Source organism: Palleronia sp. LCG004 (genome assembly GCF_032931615.1).
Taxonomy (GTDB): Bacteria; Pseudomonadota; Alphaproteobacteria; order Rhodobacterales; family Rhodobacteraceae; genus Palleronia.
In genome coordinates this window covers 164,088-183,239 of the sequence record NZ_CP136759.1, presented here as the reverse complement: position 1 = coordinate 183,239, position 19,152 = coordinate 164,088, and the positions used below count along the sequence as shown (strand labels likewise).

The following is a 19,152-nucleotide window of genomic DNA, read 5'->3' as shown; positions in this document are numbered from 1 at the left end:
GGTACGGCTCACGTGACAGTCACGTGACAGGAGCGCATTTTTGTGCGTCAATTGACGTACCGGCAACCAAGGAGGACTTCGATGGCTTTGAGTTCGCATCTCCAGCAATTGCAGCTGAAACACCAGACCCTCTCGCAACAGGTCGAGCACGCACAGCGCAGCCCGAGCTACGACCCCATCAGTATCGCCGACTTGAAGAAACAAAAGCTCCGCCTGAAGGAGCAGATCACGCGCCTGTCACAATAGCCAGTCGTGAAAAAGGGCGTCGGCCATCGGGCCGACGCCCCCAAGATCGCCTATAGCGCGATTATGACCTACCTCAGGTCATGTACTGGCCGCCATTCGCCGACAGGGTCGCGCCTGTAATGAAGGCTGCGTCATCGGAACAGAGAAAGCGGACACAGCGTGCGATCTCGTCGGGCTCACCCAACCTTCCGACCGGAATGCCGCCGACGATCTGGTCCATCACTTTCTGGGGAATCGTGCTCATCATGTCGGTGTTGATATAGCCCGGAGCCACGACGTTGACGGTGATCCCCTTCGACGCACCCTCCTGCGCCAATGACTTGGTGAAGCCTATATCGCCGGCCTTCGCAGCCGCGTAATTCGCCTGTGCGAATTGGCCCTTCTGACCATTGATCGAACTGATTGTGACGATCCGGCCAAATCCGCGCTCGCGCATTCCTCCCCAGACATTGTGCGTCATGTTGAAGACCCCGGTAAGATTCGTTCCGATCACCTCGTTCCACTTTTCCGGCGTCATCTTGTGGAACGGCGCATCGCGCGTGATGCCCGCGTTGTTAACGAGGATATCCACGGGGCCGAGATCTGCTTCAACTTGCGCGATGCCCTCCTTGCAGGCTTCGTAATCGTCGACGCCCCACTTGTAGGTCTTGATGCCTGTCTCGTCGGTGAACGCCTTTGCCGCTTCGTCATTGCCACCATAAGTCGCCGCGACCTGGTGGCCTTCTGCTTTCAATGCGCGCGCGACCGCCGCGCCGATTCCGCGCGTGCCGCCCGTCACGATTGCTACTCGTGCCATTTTCTCTCTCCTCCTTGTTGATTTATGGTTTCAGACGTTCGGTGAGCCCGCCGGATTTCAGGAAGGCATGAGCGTCCTCCTCGCCCTGTTGCCATGTCTGCCTGAGCTTGTCGGGATCGGTGAAATCGATCTTGTCGGCCACGACGCTCTCGCTCGGCATGACGTAGAGACGATCCGGGTGTTCGGGCACGTCCCGAAAGATCTTTGTCAGCAAAACCAGGGTTCGGCCCTGGTCTGGTACGGGAAGCGGAGCTTGATCGATCATCCCCGCGTCGACCGCTGGCGCTCCGCCCCAGAGTGGCGGCTCGAAGACCGGCGGGATAGTCGCCGCCGCGCAGATCAGGTCGGTGATCCGTCCGTCGCGCGCCGCTTGATTCGCATCAATTAACTCGCCCACCATTCCAGCCGCTTCCGGCCAGGTCAGATGCGGGTTCGATCGCAGCATGGTGTCAGCTTCGTAGACGAGCGTCATCGCCGCACCTGAAAGCTTGGCCCAGCTATGAGAGGGTGGCCGCGCGATCAGGATCTGAACCTGCGGTCCTTCGTCGATCAAGCTCGCAGCTTCCCGATCACCGAAACAGGATTCGATGACCTCGCGATAGACGCGTTGATGCGGCGTGTGGCCGTGATCTCCGCTCGCCGGGTCGTCGAGCGAGATATTCCAGTCCTGCCTGGAAAAAGCCTCGATCATCGCGTCGCGGACCCGTTCTCCGCGATGGGTAACGAAACCGCAGGCCGAGCACGCGCCGCCCGAGACACCCGTCAGCCGTTCAGGGTGGACCGGGATTTCCTGCCGCAGGACATGTATGAAGCCCGCCTGCCAGAAACATCGCGTCCCGCCGCCGGAGAAGACGACCTGATCGAAGAATGTCTGCTTGCCGACCATCGCGACGGCCGCACCGATCGGTTCGGCGCGGCCAGATGCCTCAGCCGCGCTCGACACACATGGCGACACCCATTCCGCCGCCGATGCAAAGCGTGGCAAGACCCTTCTTCGCATCGCGGCGCTTCATTTCGAAGAGCAACGTGTTGAGGATCCGCGCACCCGAGGCACCGATCGGATGACCGATCGCGATCGCGCCGCCGTTCACGTTCACGATCGACGGATCCCAGCCCATGTCCTTGTTGACTGCACAAGCCTGCGCCGCAAAAGCCTCGTTTGCCTCCACGAGATCGAGGTCACCGGGCTTCCAACCGGCCTTCTCGAGGGCCTTGCGGCTCGCCCCGATCGGCCCCGTGCCCATGATCGACGGGTCGAGCCCGACGGTCGCGTAGCTCACGATCCGTGCCAGCGGCTCGATTCCGCGCTTTTCGGCATCATCTGCACTCATCAGCAGGACGGCGGCCGCGCCATCGTTGATGCCGCTCGCATTGCCCGCGGTGACCGATCCATCCTTGGTGAAGGCGGGGCGAAGCTTGCCCATTCCCTCGGCGGTCGCGCCTTCGCGGATGTGTTCGTCGCGGTCGACGACCATGTCGCCCTTGCGCCCGGAAACGGTGAAGGGAACGATCTCGTCCTGGAATTTGCCTTCGGCGCGTGCCTTCTCGGCCTTGTTCTGGCTCTCGGCGGCGAAGGCGTCCTGATCCTCGCGGCTGATCTGCCATTGCTCGGCAACGTTCTCGGCGGTCTGACCCATGTGATAGCCGTTGAACGCATCCCAAAGGCCGTCGCGGATCATCGAATCGATGAACTTCACGTCGCCCATCTTGTGACCCTGACGCAGGTTCGCGACATGCGGGCTCATCGACATGTTCTCCTGGCCACCGGCCGCCACGACCTTCGCATCGCCGAGCTGGATATGCTGCGCGGCGAGCGCCACGGCTCGCAGACCGGATCCGCAGACCTGGTTGATGCTCCAGGCGGCCGATTCGGTCGGAAGGCCCGCATTGATATGTGCTTGCCGCGCGGGGTTCTGCCCCTGCCCGGCGGTCAGAACCTGTCCGAGGATCGTTTCGCTGACCTCCGATGGATCGACACCGGCACGCGCGACGATCTCGGCGAGGACCTTGGCCCCCAGATCGTGGGCCGGAACGCTCGCGAACGAGCCGTTGAAGGTACCGACGGCCGTGCGGGCTGCGGACACGATTACGACGTTGGTCATGTGGATCCCCCGAAAAGCTTGCTTCTCGGAAGGTAGCCAAGTGAAGCCGATTGGCAACAGCGGAGGTTATGTCGGAGGTCGAATTCGCAAGGTTTCGGGCCTGATGCCCCTCGCGATCAGCCGACCGCGAGATCCTTGTCGTCGGAATCCCAACGGGGGCGGATCGTCGGTGCGCCGAAATAATATCCCTGCAGACAATCGACACCGAGCTCGCGCAGGATCTCTGCATCGGCTGCAGTCTCGACCTTCTCGGCGACCGTCACCATGTCGAAATGCCGCCCGAGCGAGACCATCGCGCTGACAAGCGCGCGATTGTCTGACGATTGTGCGACCCCGCGAATGAACTGACCGTCGATCTTGAGGATGTCGAAGCACAGATCCTTGAGATAGCGCATCGAGGTATAGCCCGACCCGAAATCGTCGATCGCGAAGGTGATCCCGCGGCGGCGATAGGTTTCCATGAAGAGCCGCACGAGATCCGGACGTTCGATGGCAGAGCTTTCGGTGATCTCGAGGATCAGCCGTTCGGCCACAGACGGATCGGCAACGATCGCGCGGTCGAGCGTATCGCACCACTCCTCGTTCTCGATCGATTTGGCCGAGAGATTGACTGCAAGTCGCAGCTCGGGCCGGTCGCCCAGCACGTCGAGCCCATAGCCGAGCGAAAGACGATCGATGCGCCGGCCGAGCGCGCTGAGTTCGACCTCGGTGATGAAATCCTTGGCCGGGATGATGCGGCCGGACTGATCGAGAAGGCGGATCAGCCCCTCGAAGAAAGCCGGACGCTCCGGATGGCAGGCGGGCACGATCGGCTGGAAGGCCAGCATGACGCTTCCCGACGCGACGGCGGTCTCGACCATGGCGATCACGTCGCGTTCGGGTACCCGGGAGGAAGATCGCGCCGCGGATTCCCCGAAGGTCGCGCGCGACCTGGGGATGACCTCCCCTGCGACATTCTCTACACTCATCGTGATCTCCCTAGCGGTCGGATCGGTTATCCGTTCGCACCCGCTAACAAGCCGTAAAGGCGACAAATTTTCACGAATGTTTCGCATGCGGAACGTTCGTCCGACCGGAGGGTGCGCGACGATGACCGAGAGGTGCGACTGGTGTGGAACCGATCCGCTCTATGTGCAGTATCACGACACCGAATGGGGCGTGCCCGAACGTGATGGCCGTGCGCTTTACGAAAAGCTCGTGCTCGACGGCTTCCAGGCCGGCCTGAGCTGGCTGACGATCTTGCGGAAGCGGGAAAATTTCCGTTCCGCCTTCGCGGGGTTCGATCCGTATCTGATAGCTTCGTGGGGTGACGAGGACGTCTCCCGCCTGCTCGGCGATCCCGGCATCGTGCGGCATCGCGGCAAGATCGAGGGCGCGATCCTGAATGCCCGGGCCTGGCGGGAGGTCGAGGCGCGTGAAGGTTTTTCGAATTACCTCTGGTCCTTCGTCGACGGTGTACCGGTTCAGAACGCATTTGCCAGTATGTCGGAGGTTCCAGCTCAGACGCCCCTGTCGCAGCAGATATCGAAGGATCTGAAGCGCCGCGGCTTCAAGTTCTGCGGGCCGACCATCGTCTACGCCTTCATGGAGGCGTCGGGCTTCTTCAACGATCATCTGACCCGCTGCCCCCGCCACGCCGAAGTCAGGGCAATGGCTGGCTAGTCGCCAGCGGTCACGGCTTCGATCAGCGCGATGGCTTCCTCGCTCGCCCAGTCTGCATCGCCACGCATCCGCGCCACCTCGCGGCCCTCCGGGTCGAGGAGAACCGTGATCGGCAGGGCATCGACACCCATCTCGCCGGACACCTCGCGATCCGGGTCGAGCAGAACGGGCAGATGCTCGATCTCCTGCGCCTCGAAGAATTCCTCGATCCCCGGCATCGGGTTGCGCCAGACGGCGAGCGGAACAACCTCGAAAGTCTCGCCGCCGAGTTCCGCCTGCAGCGCATCGAGCGACGGCATCTCGTCGAGGCACGGCGCGCACCAGAGCGCCCAGAAATTCACGAGGACATATTTCCCGCGATACTCCTCAAGCGTTCGTCCCTCCCCGTCGGCATCGAAGAATGCGGCGGAGGATGCGGCTGCCGGAGTGTCATGGACGATAAGCGAAGCCATCTCGCCCGTCCGCAGATCGGCCCAATCTGGCCCTTGCGCGTTTGCGGTCGTGGCAAGGCCCAGATAAAGGGCTGTGGTCAAGACTTTCATCCATCCTCCCGGAGGCGCGTTTCATGGCCGACAAGAACTCCAACGCGATGTGGGGCGGACGCTTCGCCGAAGGGCCGGACGCGATCATGGAGGCGATCAATGCCTCGATCGGGTTCGACCGGCGGCTGGCGGCGCAGGACATCGCAGGCTCGCGGGCCCATGCCGCGATGCTGGCGGCGCAGGGCATCATCGAGCCTAAGGATGCCGACGCGATCGGGGAAGGCCTGCTCACCGTCTTGTCAGAGATCGAAGGCGGCAGGTTCGAATTCTCCGCCGCGCTCGAGGATATTCACATGAACGTGGAGGCCCGCCTCAAGGAGCTGATCGGCGAAGCGGCGGGACGGCTCCATACCGGACGCTCGCGCAACGATCAGGTTGCCACAGATTTCCGCCTCTGGACGCGGGATCAGTGCGATGCCGCCATGGATGGGCTGCACGCGCTTCAGACGGCGCTCCTCGATCAGGCCGAGGCCGGCGCGGATTGGGTAATGCCGGGCTTCACCCATCTGCAGACCGCTCAGCCGGTGACGTGGGGGCATCATATGCTCGCCTATGTCGAGATGTTCGGTCGCGACCGCGAGCGGTTCCGCGATGCGCGTGCGCGGATGAACGAATCGCCCCTCGGGGCCGCGGCGCTTGCGGGCACATCCTACCCCATCGACCGGGATGCCACGGCGCATGCTCTGGGCTTCGACCGGCCTTGTGCCAATTCGCTCGATGCGGTCAGCGACCGGGACTTCGCGCTCGAATTCCTGTCGGCCGCGTCGATCTGTGCCATGCATCTCAGCCGTCTGGCCGAGGAGCTGGTGATCTGGTCGTCCGCGCAGTTCCGCTTTGTCGCGCTGTCGGACAAGTGGACCACGGGCTCCTCGATCATGCCGCAGAAGAAGAACCCGGATGCGGCCGAGCTGCTCCGGGCCAAGATCGGTCGGATCTTCGGAGCGCAGACCGCGCTTTTGATGGTGATGAAGGGACTTCCGCTCGCCTATTCCAAGGACATGCAGGAAGACAAGGAACAGGTCTTCGACGCGGCCGACAACCTGATGCTGGCGCTCGCCGCGATGACCGGCATGGCGGGCGACATGAAGGCCAATCGTGATGCGCTGCGCGAGGCGGCATCGCACGGATTCTCCACCGCGACCGACCTGGCCGATTGGCTGACGCGCGAGGCGGGATTGCCGTTCCGCGATGCCCATCACGTGACCGGAAGCCTCGTCGCGCTGGCCGAGGACCGCGGCTGCGACCTGCCGGATCTGAGCCTCGAGGACATGCAGAACGCGCATCCCGCGATCACGGAGCGGGTCTTCGACGTGCTCGGCGTCGACAATTCGGTGGCCTCCCGTACATCCTATGGCGGCACCGCACCGTCGAATGTGCAAGATCAGGCTCAGCGCTGGCGCAAACTTCTGTCCGAATCGTCGCCGCATATCTAGGATCCGATCGTCGCATTCCGAAGGTCCGCCATGCCGCGTCTCTACCTTCTCTGCCTTCCGCTCCTGCTCGGTGCCTGCTCCGGCGGCATCCCCTATGCCGGGCTCGGTGTCTCGGTCGGTCCGGGCGGCGTACGAACGAGCCAGAGCGTCGGCGTGGTCGGCCCCAATACCAGCATCATGGTGAGGAACAGATGAGCGCACGTCTCGGCCTTTTCGCCCTGCTGGTCCTTGCCGCCTGCGGCGCTGCCGGCCCGCCCGAGCCCTACCAAATGCCAGACCGCGAGACCGGTATCGCTATTTCCGGCACGGCCGAGATCGGGATCACCGGCGGCAGTTTCTGATGCGATGGATCTTTCTCGCGCTCGCAATCTGGGGCGCGGTACACCCGATGTACTGGTTCCTGAGCTTCATGGCCGAAGGTAACGGATTCGGTGCCCTGATAGACGCGTGGTACGTCAACGCATCAACCACCGGCCTCGTCTGGGATCTCACCATCTCGGCCGTTACGCTGACGATCTGGATCCTCTGGGAAACCTGGCAGAAGAAAGCTTGGCTCAACCTCGTCGCCATTCCGGCGGTCTTCTGCATCGGAGTGAGTTGCGGATTGCCGCTCTATCTCTTCCTGCGTGACCGACGCGCCTAGAGCGGGATTTCCGTTGTCTCGCGCACGCGTCTGAGCGCGAAGCTCGACTGCATCTGCGCGACGCCCGGCAGCCGGGCGAGATGGCGGCGGTGGAGCTGGGCGAAATCCTCGGTATCGCGGACCGCGACCTTCAGCAGGTAATCGGCCGTTCCGGCCATGAGATGGCATTCGAGGATCTCCGGGATCTTCGCGACAGCACCCTCGAACGCGTCGAGCACTTCGTCCGCCTGCCCCGAAAGCGTGATCTCGACGAAGACGGTCGTCCGTCTGTCGAGCCGCGCGCGATCGAGCAGCGCGACATATCCCGCAATCACGCCGGCCCGCTCGAGCCGAGAAACCCGCCTGTGACAGGCCGAGGGGGAAAGTGCGACACGCTCGCTGAGTTCCGCATTCGTCAGTCGCCCTTGCCGCTGCAACTGGACGAGAATGCGTCGATCCTGTTCGTCGAGATCGGCCATGCGCAAGATCCTTCGCCGAATACCGGTAACTACGCCAAGTTTGTGCGTTCGAACCGCTTACCTTTGCAATCAATTCAAAGCAATTTCATTCCACGGGCCCTACGCTTGGTAGAAAGACATTCAGCGAGGAGACGTGACATGCGCATCGGATGCCCGACAGAGATCAAGCCCCAGGAATTCCGTGTGGGGATCACGCCCAATGCCGCACGTGAGGCCGTGAGCCATGGCCACGAAGTCTTGGTCCAGAAGGGCGCAGGCGAAGGCGCGGGTTTCACGGACGCCGCCTACGAAGAGGCAGGTGCGCGGCTCGTCGAGAATGCCGAGGCGATCTTCGGCGAAGCCGAGATGGTCGTGAAGGTGAAGGAGCCGCAGGCGGGTGAGCGCAAGATGCTTTCCGAAGGGCAGCTTCTCTTCACCTATCTTCACCTGGCACCCGACCCGACACAAACCGACGACCTGCTGGCGTCGGGAGCGACCTGCATCGCCTACGAGACGGTGACGGATGCGCGTGGCGGCCTGCCGCTTCTCGCCCCGATGTCCGAGGTGGCGGGACGGCTCGCGCCGCAAATGGGAGCCTGGACGCTGCAGAAGGCAAATGGCGGCCGCGGGGTCCTGATGGGCGGCGTACCGGGCGTGACGCCCGCCAACGTTGCGGTGATCGGCGGTGGCGTCGTCGGCACCCATGCCGCACGGATCGCAGCCGGGATGGGCGCGGACGTGACCGTCCTCGACCGTTCGCTGCCGCGCCTGCGGCAACTCGACGAGATGTTCTCGCGTGACTTCAACACGCGGTATGCCTCGGGTGGCAACATCGCCGAGATCGTGGCCGAGGCCGACATGGTAATCGGTGCGGTCCTGATTCCCGGGGCCGCGGCCCCGAAGCTCGTCACCCGCGACATGCTCTCGACGATGAAGCCGGGCGCGGTCCTCGTGGACGTGGCGATAGATCAGGGCGGCTGCTTCGAGACGTCGAAGCCCACCACGCACGAGAACCCGGTCTACGACGTGGACGGCATCATGCATTACTGCGTGGCGAACATGCCCGGGGCGGTCGCGCGGTCTTCGACCATCGCGCTTGGCAACGCGACGATGCCGTTCATGCTCGCACTCGCCGATGCGGGATGGAAGGCGGCCTGCCGCGCGGACCCGCATCTGGCGCAGGGCCTTAACGTACATGCGGGCCGGATCACCAACGCACCGGTAGCCCAGGCGCTCGGTCGCGATGCTTTGGCGCTGTCGGACGTGCTCGCCTGATCAGAACGGCGGCGGCGCGCGGAAGGTATGCCGCTCGCCGCCGGTCGGGTGGCGCAGCTCCAGCGTTTCGGAATGGAGCATCATGCGCGGAGCATCCGGTCCGTCATAGAGCGGATCGCCGAGGATCGGATGGCCAAGGCTGCACATGTGGACGCGCAGCTGATGCGCGCGCCCCGTCTCGGGGTGAAGCGCCATGCGAGTCGCACCGTTCCCCCTCTCGATAGCCCGCCAATGCGTGATGGCGTGCCGCCCCTCCGGATGGACCATCTGGCGCGGGCGGTTCGGCCAGTCCGCCTTGAGCGGCAGGTCGATCGTTCCCTTCTCCTCCTCGACGTATCCCTCGACAAGCGCAACGTATCCCTTCGACAGATGACGCCGTTCGAATTGCAGACCGAGATGGCGCTGCGCGGCGCGGTTGCGCGCGAAGACCATGACCCCGGACGTGTCACGATCGAGCCTGTGCACGAGCAGAACCTGCGGGTCGTCGGCCCGGAGACGCGTCTCGAGACAATCGGCGAGCGCCTCCCCCTTCCCCGGCACCGAGAGGAGCCCCTCGGGCTTGGCCACGATCAGCAGATCGTCGTCGCGGTGCAAGATGTCGATCGGCGCCCGGGGCGGAGCGTAGATCGTATCGGAAACGGAAGATTCCATGGCGCGGTGAAGATCCCTTGCTCCGAGGGGGGCCTGTGAGCGGCACTGGAGGAGCGCAGCCATCCTAGGGTCGGCCGTGTGCGCGGGCCAGACCTGAACCGCATACGGCATCTCCGTTTCCCGATTTCCTTCATTACCGGTTAACGATCCTCCCCTAGAACCATGTCTGGACGAGTAGAGGAATGACCGAATGGAATTCGATATTCTCATGATCGAGGACGCGATGATCGTCAGGGTTCTCGCCGACCGGGTGGATGCAGCCGTGGCGGTTCAGTTCAAGGATTCGGTTCGCGATGCCGCGCAGGACGGCCCCGCCCGGGTCATCCTCGATATGCAGCATGTCCAATTCCTAGACAGCTCCGGCCTGGGTGCCGTGATCGGGGCGAAGAAGCAGCTTGCTCCGCTTCAGCGGCTTGAGCTCTCGGGCTTGTCGCCCGCTGTCGCGAAAGTCTTCAGGCTGACCCGGATGGAACAGATCTTCACGATCCATCACGCCATTCCGGCCATCGAAGGGCCGGCCGAACAGCAGGTTCGGCAGGCTCATGCGTACTGACTTGTCCACCGGAGAAAAGAAGCAGACGCGCGAGGCCGAGAGGCGCGACGTAATCTGTGAATCCTGGCGCAACGAGCTTAGGGTCATTTTTCCCAGCAATCCCATGGCCGTGCGCGATGCCCTGCGCTCCACCCTCGGCGGCCTGCAGCATCTAAGGCTGAGCGAGGATGAATGCAGCACAGTGGAACTCGTCCTCGCCGAGGTAATGAACAATATTTGCGAGCACGCCTATCCCGACGATGCGGCGGGCATGATCGAGCTGCACGTGACGCACGACCCCGACGGGCTTTTCTGCGTGGCGCTGGATGACGGACTTGCCATGCCGGACTGCGCCATGCCCTATCCCGACCCGCCCCCTCCGATCGAGGACGCGGCCGAAGGCGGCTTTGGCTGGTTCCTGATCCGAGAGCTGAGCCACGACCTTGCTTATTTGCGCGTGGGCGAACGCAACCGGCTGTCGTTCCGCATCGATGTGGGACGCAAGGTCCAGAGCTGCTGAGGGGCACCGCTTCCGTCACCGATGCCATGCATTGGCAATCACCGGTTCATTGCCTAACGTGACGCGAATTCCGCGGAACGGAGAGGTATGATGCGCGATTTTCACCTGCCCGGACGATCGGCGGTCCACGCCGCCAATGGCATGTGCGCCACCTCCCACCCACTTGCCGCGAAGGTCGCGGTCCAGATCCTCGAGGCGGGCGGCAACGCGGTCGACGCGGCCATCGCGGGGGCCGTTCTCCTCGGCATCGCCGAGCCGCAGATGACAGGGATCGGCGGCGACATGTTCGCGCTCGTCTCCAATCCCGAGACGGGCGAGATCGTCGCACTGAACGGATCGGGACGCGCGCCAGCTGCCTTCGATGCCGCACGGCTCCGCAGCGAGGGGAATGCGACCGTACCGCTTCGCAGTGCACATTCGGTGACGTTACCGGGTGCTGTCGACGGTTTCTGCAGGCTTTCGCAAGACCACGGCCGTGCCGGCCTTGCCATGTCGCTGGCACCCGCGATCTACTATGCCGAGGCCGGTATCCCCGTCGCACCCCGCGTGGCTTTCGACTGGCGCGCCGAGGCCGGCGCGCTCCAGGGTGGCGCGAGGGATCGCTTTCTCTTCGATGGCGAGGCACCGCAGGCGGGTCGGATGTTCCGCGCGCCCGATCAGGCCGAAGTGCTGCGCCGGATCGCGGCGGACGGCCGCGACGCTTTCTACGAAGGGCAAATAGCCGAGGATATGGTGGCCGCGCTTCGTGCGGCGGGTGGCAATCACACGCTCGAGGATTTCGCCTCGGTCGCATCCGATTACGTCGATCCGATTGTGGGGAATTACGGCGGCTACGAGTTGGTCGAACACCCGCCCAACGGGCAGGGTGCCACGGCGATCCTTCTCGCCAATATCCTTAAACGCTTCGATCTGAGGTCGATGGATCCCTGGGGGGCGGACCGCGCCCATATCGAAGCTGAGGCGACGAAACTCGCCTACGATGCGCGCAACCGGTTCCTTGCCGATCCCCGCCATGCCACCCGCCTCGACCACATGCTGAACGACGAAACGGCCGACAGGCTCGCCGCGCTGATCGAGATGGACCGGGCGATGGTCTCGGCGACCGAGATCAGCGAGGCGATCCATCGCGATACCATCTACATCACCGTGGTCGATCGCGACCGAATGGCGGTATCCCTCATTTCCTCGATCTTCCATCCGTTCGGATCGGGCATCGCGTCGAACAAGTTCGGCATCCTTTTTCAGAATCGCGGCGCGGGGTTCTCGCTCACGGAGGGGCATCCGAACGAAGGTGCTCCGGGCAAGCGGCCAATGCACACGATCATCCCCGCGATGCTGCGCCGCGAGGGCCGGGTTGTCATGCCGTTCGGAGTGATGGGCGGTGCCTATCAAGCCAACGGCCATGCCCGATTCGTCAGTAACATTGCCGATTACGGGATGGATCCGCAGGAGGCGATCGACGGGCCTCGCTGCTTCCCCGACGCCGGAAAGCTCAATGTCGAGAGAGGCTATTCCTACGCAGTGCGTGATGAGCTGACCCGCCGGGGACACGACGTGGCCGAGCCCGAGACCGCAATCGGCGGCGCGCAGGCGATCGGGATCGGCGAGGACGGCGTTCTGGTTGGTGGATCCGATCCGCGCAAGGATGGTTGCGCGCTAGGCTACTGACCGAGGGAGGGACCGATGACGATCGCATCCGTCGCCGAAATGGTGGCCGTGGCCAAGGCCGAGATCACCGTCCTCTCCATGGAAGAGGTGCTTCGCGCCACCGTCGAGGATCGTGCTCTGCTCGTCGATCTGCGCGAGGCAGAGGAGCTGATACAGGCCGGGCGGATCCCCGGCGCGATCCACGTGCCGCGCGGCATGCTCGAATTCCGCGCAGATCCTGCAAGCCCGTGGCACGATCCGCGGCTTGCCACCGACCGGACGCTGATCCTCTTTTGCGCGGCAGCGTGGCGATCGGCTTTGGCGGTCAAGACGTTGCGCGATATGGGGATCGATGACGTCGCCGAGATGGCGGGCGGGTTCCAGACTTGGGCCGCTGCCGGATATCCCGTCGAGAAAGAGACTGACCCCCAGCCGTCGCGGTGACGCGGAAGCCCGACACCTGCATCAGTTCATCTGGAACTGAAGCGGGTAGGTTCCGTCCTCGATATCGCCGAAGAAATCCTCGAGATCCGGATGATCCACGGGTTGCCCCGAGTAATCCGCGATGAGGTTCTGCTCCGAGACATAGGCCACGTAGTAGCTCTGATCGTTTTCGGCGAGCAGATGGTAATAGGGCTGATCCTTCACGGGGCGCACGTCCTCTGGAATGGCCTGATACCATTCTTCGGTATTGTTGAACTCGGCGTCCACATCGAAGACCACCCCCCGAAAGGGATGCTTGCGATGACGGACGATCTGTCCCAGATGATAACGTGCACGTGCCTTGAGCATCTCGACCTCCGCGGGGACATGTAGTCCGGGCAAATTCGTTAAGCAACGCTTAGCATCTCCGGACGGGAGAAACAGATTGTGGACGTGATCCTGACAGTTGGAGAGGTGGTCACGCCTGTCTTCATCCTTGCGGCGATAGGGTTCGTCTGGGTCCGGGCGGGTTGGGATTACCAGATCGAGTTCGTCACGCGGCTGGCCATGACGCTGTCGATCCCGTGCCTGATCTTCGTCGCGCTGACCGACACCGAGATTGCGCCTGACGCGCTGGCCACGCTATCGATCGCGACGGTCGCGGCCTATGCGCTCGTGACCGGTGCGATGGTACTGATGGTCCGGATCGGCGGACTCGATGCGCGGACCTTTCTCGCGCCGCTCATTTACGGCAATACCGGCAATCTGGGTTTGCCACTCGCGCTTTTCGCATTCGGGAACGAGGGGCTCGGCTACGCTGTCGTGGTTTTCGCGATCATGGCGATCTATTCCTTCACGCTCGGGATCTGGATGGTCGCGGGACGCGGATCGCTCAACAAGGCACTGCGCGAGCCGCTGGTCTGGGCCACGCTTTTGGGGGCCCTGTTCCTCTGGCGCGGCTGGACGCTTCCCACCGTCGTCGAGAACACTCTCGACCTGATCGGACAACTCGCCATTCCGCTCATGCTCATCACGTTGGGCGTGGCGGTCGCGCGGCTCAACCCGCGCAGTTTCACCCTGCCCGTCCTTCTGTCGCTCGCAAAGGTAGTTATCTGCGTGGCGATCGGATGGGGTGTCGGTGTGGCATTCGACCTGCCACCGTCGGCCTTCGCTGTGCTCGTGGTACAGCTCTCGACCCCTGTCGCGGTGACGAGCTATCTTCTCGCGCAGAAATATGGCGCAGATGCCGAGGCAGTGGCGGGGCTGGTCGTCGTCTCGACCGCGCTCAGCATAGCGACCCTGCCGCTCACCCTTGCTTTTGTGATCTGAGCCGGACCGATTGCAGGTTTATCGCTTGCCCGATCTGGGCTAGGCTTTTTCTCAAAAAACCCAAGAACAAACGAATGAGCGGCAGATGAGCAGAAAAATCCGCGCCCTCGTTCTTTTGCTGTTCGTCGCCGGTTGCGGCAGCAGCGAACGGACCGCGCCTCGAGACCTTGAAAACGCCTGTGCCATCCTCGACGAACGTCCGCATTACCTGCGGGCCATGCGTCAGACCGAGCGGCGTCATGGCATACCGATCCCCGTGCAGATGGCGACGATCCATCAGGAGTCGAAATTCATTGGCAACGCCCGCACGCCGTTGCAGTTCTCTCTTGGCGTCATCCCTATGGGCCGTCAGAGTTCCGCTTACGGCTACAGCCAGGCACTCGACGGCACGTGGGACGAATACAAGCAGGATACCGGAAACAGGCGCGCGCGTCGGGACGATATCCGCGATGCGACGGACTTCATGGGCTGGTACATGGCCCAATCGACCAGCCGCCTCGGCATTCCCCGCAACGACGCGCGCAATCAGTATCTCGCCTATCACGAGGGTCGCACCGGATACTCGCGGGGCAGCTACAACGCGAAGCCCTGGCTCGTCTCGGTCGCAGGCCGCGTGGCGACCCGCGCACGCCGCTACGAGGATCAGCTGAGGGCCTGCCGCAAGCTCTGAAGCGGCAGGCCGGAAGCCGGGGCTCAGCTCCGGCTGGCGATCTCGGAATTGATCGAGAAATACCGCGACGGAAAGCTGCCGCCGGTCGTCAGATCTCCCAGGACAACCGTTGTGCGGTTCCCGGACCCGTCGACGATCACCCACTGCCTGAGCTGCGTCGGATTGGCCGTGAAGACGAGCTCGATCTGGCCGTATTGCGGGTTCTGCGGATCCTGCGCTGTCACGATCGTCTTCGCCCCCTCCTGACGATGACCGACCACCATGTTGCGCTGCGCGAGGTTCACGTTGCGCTCCAGGATGATGTTGAGCGGTGTCTGGGCTAGGGGATACTGTTCGGGCCTGCGGGAGTTCGACTTTCCGTCGAAAACCGCGACCTGCCCGCCGCCGGCCATCACCAGCGTCTCTTCCGGAGGATTGTAGTCGAAGCGGACGCGCCCCGGACGCTGGATGTAGATCCGGCCGGTCGAGATCGACCCGTCCGGTGCGATCTGGGTGAAATCCGCTTCGGCCGTACTCAGACCATTGAGATACCGCGAGAGCGCATCGAGTGAAATCGGCGCGGCCAAGGCCGGTCCGGCAGCGATCGCCGCGACACTCGTGGCGAGAAACTGGCGTTTGGTCAGCATGGGAACTCCGTCCGTGGCAAGTTGGCAGTCGATATAAGGGCTCTGTGGCGGATCACCAATGTCACGCAATATCAACCGCCCGCCATCGCGGAACCAAGCCCGGCTATCGGGCTTTGTGCGGTCGACAGATTTGGAACAAGCGGAGATACAGATATGCCCGAAGCTTTCGTCGCCGGACTGAATGACAATACCCGTGGCAAGATCGTCGACCTCCTGAACGCGCGGCTGAGCGACGTTATCTCGCTTACCCTCGCGGTCAAGCAGGCCCACTGGAACCTGCGCGGTCCCGGCTTCATCGGCGTGCATGAGCTTCTCGACGACGTGGCCGACCGGCTGCGCGAAAGCTCCGACCTGATTGCGGAACGCGCCGTGATCCTCGGTGGTATCGCGCGCGGTACGACGGAAGTCGTGGCCGAGAAGACGACCATGGCGGCCTACCCGGTCGAGGAAAAGGAGATCCAGATTCATATCGAGGCCCTGCGCGAGCGGTTCCTCGACGTGGGTGAAAAGGTCCGCGCAGCGCTCGAGGAAGCCGGAGAGATCGGCGACGACGATACCGAGGACCTGTTTACCGAGGTGTCGCGTCAGATTGACAAGGATGCATGGTTCATCGGTGCGAACGCTCCGACCCCGGCCTGAGTCGAGAACTTGCTGAATGAACAGCTTGAGGCCCGCCTTTCCGGCGGGCCTTTTTCATGCGCTCAGGCCTGTTCCGGCACCAGCACTTCACGTTTGCCGACATGGTTCGCACTGGAAACAACGCCCTCGTCTTCCATCTGCTCCACCAGACGGGCCGCTTTGTTGTAGCCGATGGCCAGCTTGCGCTGGATGTAGGAGGTCGAGCATTTGCGATCCTTGATGACGATCGCGACCGCCTGATCGTAAAGCTGGTCCTCTCCACCCTCGCCGCCACTGGATCCGAGGCCCAGTACCGCGTCGATATCGCTGCCCTTGTCCTCGGGCGGACCTTCGACCACGCCGCCGATATATTCCGGCGGACCGAACCCTTTCAGGTAGTTCACGATCTCCTCGACCTCTTCGTCGGAACAGAAGGGCCCGTGGACGCGGGTAATCTTTGACCCGCCCGCCATGTAGAGCATGTCGCCCATGCCCAGAAGCTGTTCGGCCCCCTGCTCGCCCAGGATCGTGCGGCTGTCGATCTTCGACGTGACCGAGAAACTGATCCGCGTCGGGAAGTTCGCCTTGATCGTGCCGGTGATGACGTCGACCGATGGACGCTGCGTCGCCATGATGAGATGGATGCCCGAGGCCCGTGCCATCTGTGCAAGGCGCTGGATGCAAGCCTCGATCTCCTTGCCCGCGACCATCATCAGGTCGGCCATCTCGTCGACGATGACGACGATGAATGGCAGGATCTCGGGCTGGATCTCCTCGGTCTCGTAGATCGGATCGCCCGTTTCCTCGTCGAAGCCGGTATGGATCGTGCGCTCGAACATCTCGCCCTTGCCCAGCGCCTCGCGCACGCGGCCATTATAGCCTTCGATGTTGCGCACGCCCATCTTCGACATCTTGCGGTAACGCTCTTCCATCTCGCCCACGACCCATTTGAGGGCCACGACCGCTTTCTTCGGGTCGGTGACGACGGGTGAGAGAAGATGCGGGATGCCGTCATAGACGCTGAGCTCCAGCATCTTGGGGTCGATCATGATCATCCGGCATTCGTCCGGAGTGAGCTTGTAGAGCAGCGACAGGATCATCGTGTTGATCGCCACCGACTTGCCCGACCCGGTGGTCCCGGCGATCAGCAGGTGGGGCATCTTGGCAAGGTTCGCGACCACCGGATCGCCACCGATATCCTTTCCGAGCGCGAGCGGCAGGCGGTGGTTGCCGTCGCCGAAATCGCGGCTCGACAGGATCTCGCGCAGGACGCACATCTCACGATGCTCGTTCGGAAGTTCGATGCCGATGACGCTCCGCCCCGGCACGGTCGAGACCCGCGCGGAAAGCGCGGACATCGACCGGGCGATATCGTCCGCCAGACCGATCACGCGGCTGGCCTTGAGGCCCGGAGCGGGTTCGAGCTCGTACATCGTGACGACGGGGCCAGGGCGAACGCTCACGATCTCGCCCTTCACGCCGTAATCGTCGAGCACGTTCTCGAGCATCCGGGCATTCTCCTCAAGCGCCTCATCGCTCAGCACGTGCCGCGTAATGGTATCGGGACTCGCCAGGAGCGATAGCGGTGGCGTCTCGTAGCTGCTGTCGCCGGCCTCGAAGGCGGGGGTCGGCGAGGCCTCTGCCGCGCGGGTACGGGCGACGGGCTTTTCCGCGCGGCGTGGATTGTGCTGCACCACGGGCTTCGCGCTCTCGCGCGCGGCGGGACGCGGCTCGGGGGTGGAATCGATCTCGGGCGTCGAGCTCTCCTGCAGTGCCTCCTCCGCCTCCGCATAGGCGAGCGGACGATCGTCCAGATCGATATGATCGTCTTCGACGATTTCCTCCATCGGCGCGCGCGGTGCGGGAGCCGGCGGAGTGCTTACCGTGGGCGGCTGATCGTAGCGCAGCGGCTTCGGCCCGCGCGGATGCCGACGGACGAGCGTCGGCTCGGCCCGACCGGTATGCGCGGCGGCATTGAAACGCGGCTGAGCACGGGCGCGCGAGCGGATTGCGTCGCTGATCTTCGAGCGGATGCGCTCGTCGCCATCGGGCGCGACTTCGGGCTCGGGCGTTTCGGCAGGACGCAGGGCACCGGTGATCCGTCCGAAAAGCGAGGGACGTTCGATCACGATATCCTCGTCATCTTCCTCTTCCTCGTCAGTCCAGCGTGTCTCGGGGGTATAGCTGGAGCGCGGGATGAGCCTGCGGGGTGCCTCGGTTTCGGGAGTCTCGAGCGGCGTCACGCTCGGCGTCTCGGACAGCTCCGCGCGGCGCTCGGCGCGGGCCGCCCGGGCTTGCGCAGCGGCCTGAAGCCCGGCTCCCGCGCCCGAGATGGCCGTCGTCCGCGCGCGCCCCAGCATCGAAAGGAGCCCGACATAGGCCATGATCGTGCCGCGCAGCAGCCACGACGAAATCCCGCGAAGCTCGGCCCGGTCAAAGCCCAGAACGAACCCGCCCATGACGAGGGCGGCGATCATCGTACCCAGCGACGTCATCTTGAGCCCGAAAGCTCCGGATACACCCAGAAGCCCCAGAAGCGTGCCGAGCGCCGTATCGCCGAAAAGCCCGCCCAGCCCGAAGGAATGGCCCCAGTTCGGTCCAGGAACATGGGTCGAGGCATAGACCGACAGAAGCGCGATGGCGATCGGTGCGAAGAGAGCCCGCGACAACGCCCGCTCCTCGCCAAGATGAAAGAGGAACCGCCCGCCCCACACCAGAAAGGTTGCGGCAAAGCCCCAAGCGCCCCAGCCGACGATGACGTGGAGCGGCGAGGCGATGGAGGCGCCGAGGCGGCCCAGAACGTTGCGCGCAGGCTCGGACGTCGCGGCCAGCCAACTCGGATCGTCCGGCGCATAGCTCGCGAGCATAAGCGCGCAGGCGATTCCGACCCCGATCAGCACGATGCCCAGAAGCTCGCGGCCGCGCCGCTCGAGCGCAGCCTGGGTATTGCTGTCGAAGAGAGGGTCGCGCCCGCGCGTCGAATAAGCCATCGTTACCTCG

At 63.7% G+C, this 19,152-nt stretch carries 24 protein-coding genes; 14 read left to right on the top strand and 10 right to left on the bottom strand.

The features are described from left to right. Nucleotides 1-81 precede the first annotated feature (81 nt). Entirely contained in the window at nt 82-246 is a 165-nt protein-coding gene (locus tag RVY76_RS00830; protein WP_317375160.1) for a YdcH family protein, read from the top strand. Nucleotides 247-319: 73 nt separating this feature from the next. On the opposite strand, the gene phbB is transcribed toward RVY76_RS00830, so the two are convergent. The 4 genes from phbB to RVY76_RS00810 all read right to left on the bottom strand — a co-directional run bounded on the left by phbB (nt 320) and on the right by RVY76_RS00810 (nt 4,112). Beyond that, nucleotides 320-1,042 (bottom strand): acetoacetyl-CoA reductase, encoded by a 723-nt coding sequence (phbB, locus tag RVY76_RS00825; RefSeq protein WP_317375159.1) that lies wholly within the window; start codon nt 1,040-1,042, stop codon nt 320-322. A 22-nt stretch (nt 1,043-1,064) separates the two neighbouring features. Next, nucleotides 1,065-2,027 carry a patatin-like phospholipase family protein gene (locus tag RVY76_RS00820; RefSeq protein ID WP_317375158.1) on the bottom strand — a complete coding sequence of 321 codons (963 nt, stop codon included), beginning with the start codon at nt 2,025-2,027 and terminating at the stop codon, nt 1,065-1,067. After that, a complete protein-coding gene (locus RVY76_RS00815) occupies nt 1,969-3,144 on the bottom strand; it encodes an acetyl-CoA C-acetyltransferase (protein ID WP_317375157.1) in 1,176 nt (391 codons plus the stop codon). The genes RVY76_RS00820 and RVY76_RS00815 overlap by 59 nt, the downstream gene beginning before the upstream one ends. 116 nt (nt 3,145-3,260) lie before the next feature. Then, a complete protein-coding gene (locus tag RVY76_RS00810; protein WP_317375155.1) occupies nt 3,261-4,112 on the bottom strand; it encodes an EAL domain-containing protein in 852 nt (283 codons plus the stop codon). A gap of 121 nt (nt 4,113-4,233) precedes the next feature. Between RVY76_RS00810 and RVY76_RS00805 the strand changes: the two genes are divergently transcribed. Further along, a complete protein-coding gene (locus RVY76_RS00805; protein ID WP_317375153.1) occupies nt 4,234-4,806 on the top strand; it encodes a DNA-3-methyladenine glycosylase I in 573 nt (190 codons plus the stop codon). Here RVY76_RS00805 and RVY76_RS00800 read toward each other — a convergent pair. Beyond that, a complete protein-coding gene (locus RVY76_RS00800) occupies nt 4,803-5,348 on the bottom strand; it encodes a TlpA disulfide reductase family protein (RefSeq protein WP_317375152.1) in 546 nt (181 codons plus the stop codon). The genes RVY76_RS00805 and RVY76_RS00800 overlap by 4 nt on opposite strands. A 23-nt stretch (nt 5,349-5,371) precedes the next feature. Here RVY76_RS00800 and argH point away from each other — a divergent pair, with 23 nt between their 5' ends. Genes argH through RVY76_RS00780 form a run of 4 tightly spaced genes read left to right on the top strand, consistent with a single transcriptional unit; the run spans nt 5,372 to nt 7,424 of the window. Beyond that, nucleotides 5,372-6,781, top strand: coding sequence for an argininosuccinate lyase (argH, locus tag RVY76_RS00795; RefSeq protein WP_317375151.1), 1,410 nt, complete (start codon nt 5,372-5,374; stop codon nt 6,779-6,781). A gap of 30 nt (nt 6,782-6,811) precedes the next feature. Next, entirely contained in the window at nt 6,812-6,976 is a 165-nt protein-coding gene (locus tag RVY76_RS00790; RefSeq protein ID WP_317375150.1) for a hypothetical protein, read from the top strand. Continuing rightward, complete coding sequence (locus tag RVY76_RS00785; protein WP_317375149.1) at nt 6,973-7,122, top strand: hypothetical protein; 150 nt, start codon at nt 6,973-6,975, stop codon at nt 7,120-7,122. Before RVY76_RS00790 ends, RVY76_RS00785 begins: the two co-directional genes overlap by 4 nt. Then, a complete protein-coding gene (locus tag RVY76_RS00780; protein ID WP_317375147.1) occupies nt 7,122-7,424 on the top strand; it encodes a DUF2834 domain-containing protein in 303 nt (100 codons plus the stop codon). Before RVY76_RS00785 ends, RVY76_RS00780 begins: the two co-directional genes overlap by 1 nt. On the opposite strand, the gene RVY76_RS00775 is transcribed toward RVY76_RS00780, so the two are convergent. Further along, nucleotides 7,421-7,882 (bottom strand): Lrp/AsnC family transcriptional regulator, encoded by a 462-nt coding sequence (locus RVY76_RS00775; RefSeq protein ID WP_317375146.1) that lies wholly within the window; start codon nt 7,880-7,882, stop codon nt 7,421-7,423. The two genes, RVY76_RS00780 and RVY76_RS00775, sit on opposite strands and share 4 nt — an antisense overlap. 138 nt (nt 7,883-8,020) lie before the next feature. Here RVY76_RS00775 and ald point away from each other — a divergent pair, with 138 nt between their 5' ends. Next, the gene (gene ald / locus RVY76_RS00770; protein WP_317375145.1) at nt 8,021-9,136 is read left to right on the top strand and encodes an alanine dehydrogenase; all 1,116 of its coding nucleotides are present in this window, start codon (nt 8,021-8,023) and stop codon (nt 9,134-9,136) included. Here ald and RVY76_RS00765 read toward each other — a convergent pair whose 3' ends face one another. Next, complete coding sequence (locus tag RVY76_RS00765) at nt 9,137-9,787, bottom strand: RluA family pseudouridine synthase (protein WP_317375144.1); 651 nt, start codon at nt 9,785-9,787, stop codon at nt 9,137-9,139. Nucleotides 9,788-9,977: 190 nt separating this feature from the next. On the opposite strand from RVY76_RS00765, the gene RVY76_RS00760 reads away from it, so the two are divergent. The 4 genes from RVY76_RS00760 to RVY76_RS00745 all read left to right on the top strand — a co-directional run bounded on the left by RVY76_RS00760 (nt 9,978) and on the right by RVY76_RS00745 (nt 12,930). Beyond that, nucleotides 9,978-10,340 (top strand): STAS domain-containing protein, encoded by a 363-nt coding sequence (locus RVY76_RS00760; protein ID WP_317375142.1) that lies wholly within the window; start codon nt 9,978-9,980, stop codon nt 10,338-10,340. Next, nucleotides 10,330-10,839 (top strand): ATP-binding protein, encoded by a 510-nt coding sequence (locus RVY76_RS00755; protein ID WP_317375141.1) that lies wholly within the window; start codon nt 10,330-10,332, stop codon nt 10,837-10,839. Before RVY76_RS00760 ends, RVY76_RS00755 begins: the two co-directional genes overlap by 11 nt. 90 nt (nt 10,840-10,929) lie before the next feature. Next, a complete protein-coding gene (locus RVY76_RS00750; RefSeq protein ID WP_317376688.1) occupies nt 10,930-12,507 on the top strand; it encodes a gamma-glutamyltransferase family protein in 1,578 nt (525 codons plus the stop codon). Between the two features lie 15 nt (nt 12,508-12,522). Continuing rightward, the gene (locus RVY76_RS00745) at nt 12,523-12,930 is read left to right on the top strand and encodes a rhodanese-like domain-containing protein (RefSeq protein WP_317375140.1); all 408 of its coding nucleotides are present in this window, start codon (nt 12,523-12,525) and stop codon (nt 12,928-12,930) included. 21 nt (nt 12,931-12,951) lie between these two features. On the opposite strand, the gene hspQ is transcribed toward RVY76_RS00745, so the two are convergent. Next, nucleotides 12,952-13,278, bottom strand: a complete 327-nt coding sequence (hspQ, locus tag RVY76_RS00740; protein WP_317375138.1) for a heat shock protein HspQ — start codon at nt 13,276-13,278, stop codon at nt 12,952-12,954. Between the two features lie 78 nt (nt 13,279-13,356). Between hspQ and RVY76_RS00735 the strand changes: the two genes are divergently transcribed. Together RVY76_RS00735 and RVY76_RS00730 are read left to right on the top strand one after the other, a co-directional pair. Then, nucleotides 13,357-14,238: an AEC family transporter gene (locus RVY76_RS00735; protein WP_317375136.1), complete on the top strand. Its 882-nt coding sequence runs from the start codon at nt 13,357-13,359 to the stop codon at nt 14,236-14,238. 85 nt (nt 14,239-14,323) lie between these two features. Continuing rightward, the gene (locus RVY76_RS00730; RefSeq protein ID WP_317375134.1) at nt 14,324-14,908 is read left to right on the top strand and encodes a lytic transglycosylase; all 585 of its coding nucleotides are present in this window, start codon (nt 14,324-14,326) and stop codon (nt 14,906-14,908) included. Between the two features lie 23 nt (nt 14,909-14,931). On the opposite strand, the gene RVY76_RS00725 is transcribed toward RVY76_RS00730, so the two are convergent. Further along, nucleotides 14,932-15,534, bottom strand: a complete 603-nt coding sequence (locus RVY76_RS00725) for an outer membrane lipoprotein carrier protein LolA (protein WP_317375132.1) — start codon at nt 15,532-15,534, stop codon at nt 14,932-14,934. A gap of 153 nt (nt 15,535-15,687) precedes the next feature. Between RVY76_RS00725 and dps the strand changes: the two genes are divergently transcribed. After that, nucleotides 15,688-16,173: a DNA starvation/stationary phase protection protein Dps gene (gene dps / locus RVY76_RS00720; RefSeq protein WP_317375130.1), complete on the top strand. Its 486-nt coding sequence runs from the start codon at nt 15,688-15,690 to the stop codon at nt 16,171-16,173. 62 nt (nt 16,174-16,235) lie between these two features. Here dps and RVY76_RS00715 read toward each other — a convergent pair whose 3' ends face one another. After that, nucleotides 16,236-19,142, bottom strand: a complete 2,907-nt coding sequence (locus RVY76_RS00715; protein ID WP_317375129.1) for a DNA translocase FtsK — start codon at nt 19,140-19,142, stop codon at nt 16,236-16,238. Nucleotides 19,143-19,152 lie beyond the last annotated feature (10 nt).

Excerpts from the sequence above, each read along its gene's own strand:
- argH (WP_317375151.1), top strand. The coding sequence starts at position 5,372 with ATGGCCGACAAGAACTCCAACGCGATGTGGGGCGGACGCTTCGCCGAA.
- RVY76_RS00745 (WP_317375140.1), top strand. The coding sequence starts at position 12,523 with ATGACGATCGCATCCGTCGCCGAAATGGTGGCCGTGGCCAAGGCCGAG.
- dps (WP_317375130.1), top strand. The coding sequence starts at position 15,688 with ATGCCCGAAGCTTTCGTCGCCGGACTGAATGACAATACCCGTGGCAAG.
- hspQ (WP_317375138.1), bottom strand. The coding sequence starts at position 13,278 with ATGCTCAAGGCACGTGCACGTTATCATCTGGGACAGATCGTCCGTCAT.
- RVY76_RS00830 (WP_317375160.1), top strand. The coding sequence starts at position 82 with ATGGCTTTGAGTTCGCATCTCCAGCAATTGCAGCTGAAACACCAGACC.
- RVY76_RS00730 (WP_317375134.1), top strand. The coding sequence starts at position 14,324 with ATGAGCAGAAAAATCCGCGCCCTCGTTCTTTTGCTGTTCGTCGCCGGT.
- RVY76_RS00765 (WP_317375144.1), bottom strand. The coding sequence starts at position 9,787 with ATGGAATCTTCCGTTTCCGATACGATCTACGCTCCGCCCCGGGCGCCG.
- phbB (WP_317375159.1), bottom strand. The coding sequence starts at position 1,042 with ATGGCACGAGTAGCAATCGTGACGGGCGGCACGCGCGGAATCGGCGCG.
- ald (WP_317375145.1), top strand. The coding sequence starts at position 8,021 with ATGCGCATCGGATGCCCGACAGAGATCAAGCCCCAGGAATTCCGTGTG.
- RVY76_RS00805 (WP_317375153.1), top strand. The coding sequence starts at position 4,234 with ATGACCGAGAGGTGCGACTGGTGTGGAACCGATCCGCTCTATGTGCAG.
- RVY76_RS00780 (WP_317375147.1), top strand. The coding sequence starts at position 7,122 with ATGCGATGGATCTTTCTCGCGCTCGCAATCTGGGGCGCGGTACACCCG.
- RVY76_RS00785 (WP_317375149.1), top strand. The coding sequence starts at position 6,973 with ATGAGCGCACGTCTCGGCCTTTTCGCCCTGCTGGTCCTTGCCGCCTGC.
- RVY76_RS00755 (WP_317375141.1), top strand. The coding sequence starts at position 10,330 with ATGCGTACTGACTTGTCCACCGGAGAAAAGAAGCAGACGCGCGAGGCC.
- RVY76_RS00790 (WP_317375150.1), top strand. The coding sequence starts at position 6,812 with ATGCCGCGTCTCTACCTTCTCTGCCTTCCGCTCCTGCTCGGTGCCTGC.
- RVY76_RS00750 (WP_317376688.1), top strand. The coding sequence starts at position 10,930 with ATGCGCGATTTTCACCTGCCCGGACGATCGGCGGTCCACGCCGCCAAT.
- RVY76_RS00815 (WP_317375157.1), bottom strand. The coding sequence starts at position 3,144 with ATGACCAACGTCGTAATCGTGTCCGCAGCCCGCACGGCCGTCGGTACC.
- RVY76_RS00760 (WP_317375142.1), top strand. The coding sequence starts at position 9,978 with ATGGAATTCGATATTCTCATGATCGAGGACGCGATGATCGTCAGGGTT.
- RVY76_RS00715 (WP_317375129.1), bottom strand. The coding sequence starts at position 19,142 with ATGGCTTATTCGACGCGCGGGCGCGACCCTCTCTTCGACAGCAATACC.
- RVY76_RS00810 (WP_317375155.1), bottom strand. The coding sequence starts at position 4,112 with ATGAGTGTAGAGAATGTCGCAGGGGAGGTCATCCCCAGGTCGCGCGCG.
- RVY76_RS00800 (WP_317375152.1), bottom strand. The coding sequence starts at position 5,348 with ATGAAAGTCTTGACCACAGCCCTTTATCTGGGCCTTGCCACGACCGCA.
- RVY76_RS00725 (WP_317375132.1), bottom strand. The coding sequence starts at position 15,534 with ATGCTGACCAAACGCCAGTTTCTCGCCACGAGTGTCGCGGCGATCGCT.
- RVY76_RS00775 (WP_317375146.1), bottom strand. The coding sequence starts at position 7,882 with ATGGCCGATCTCGACGAACAGGATCGACGCATTCTCGTCCAGTTGCAG.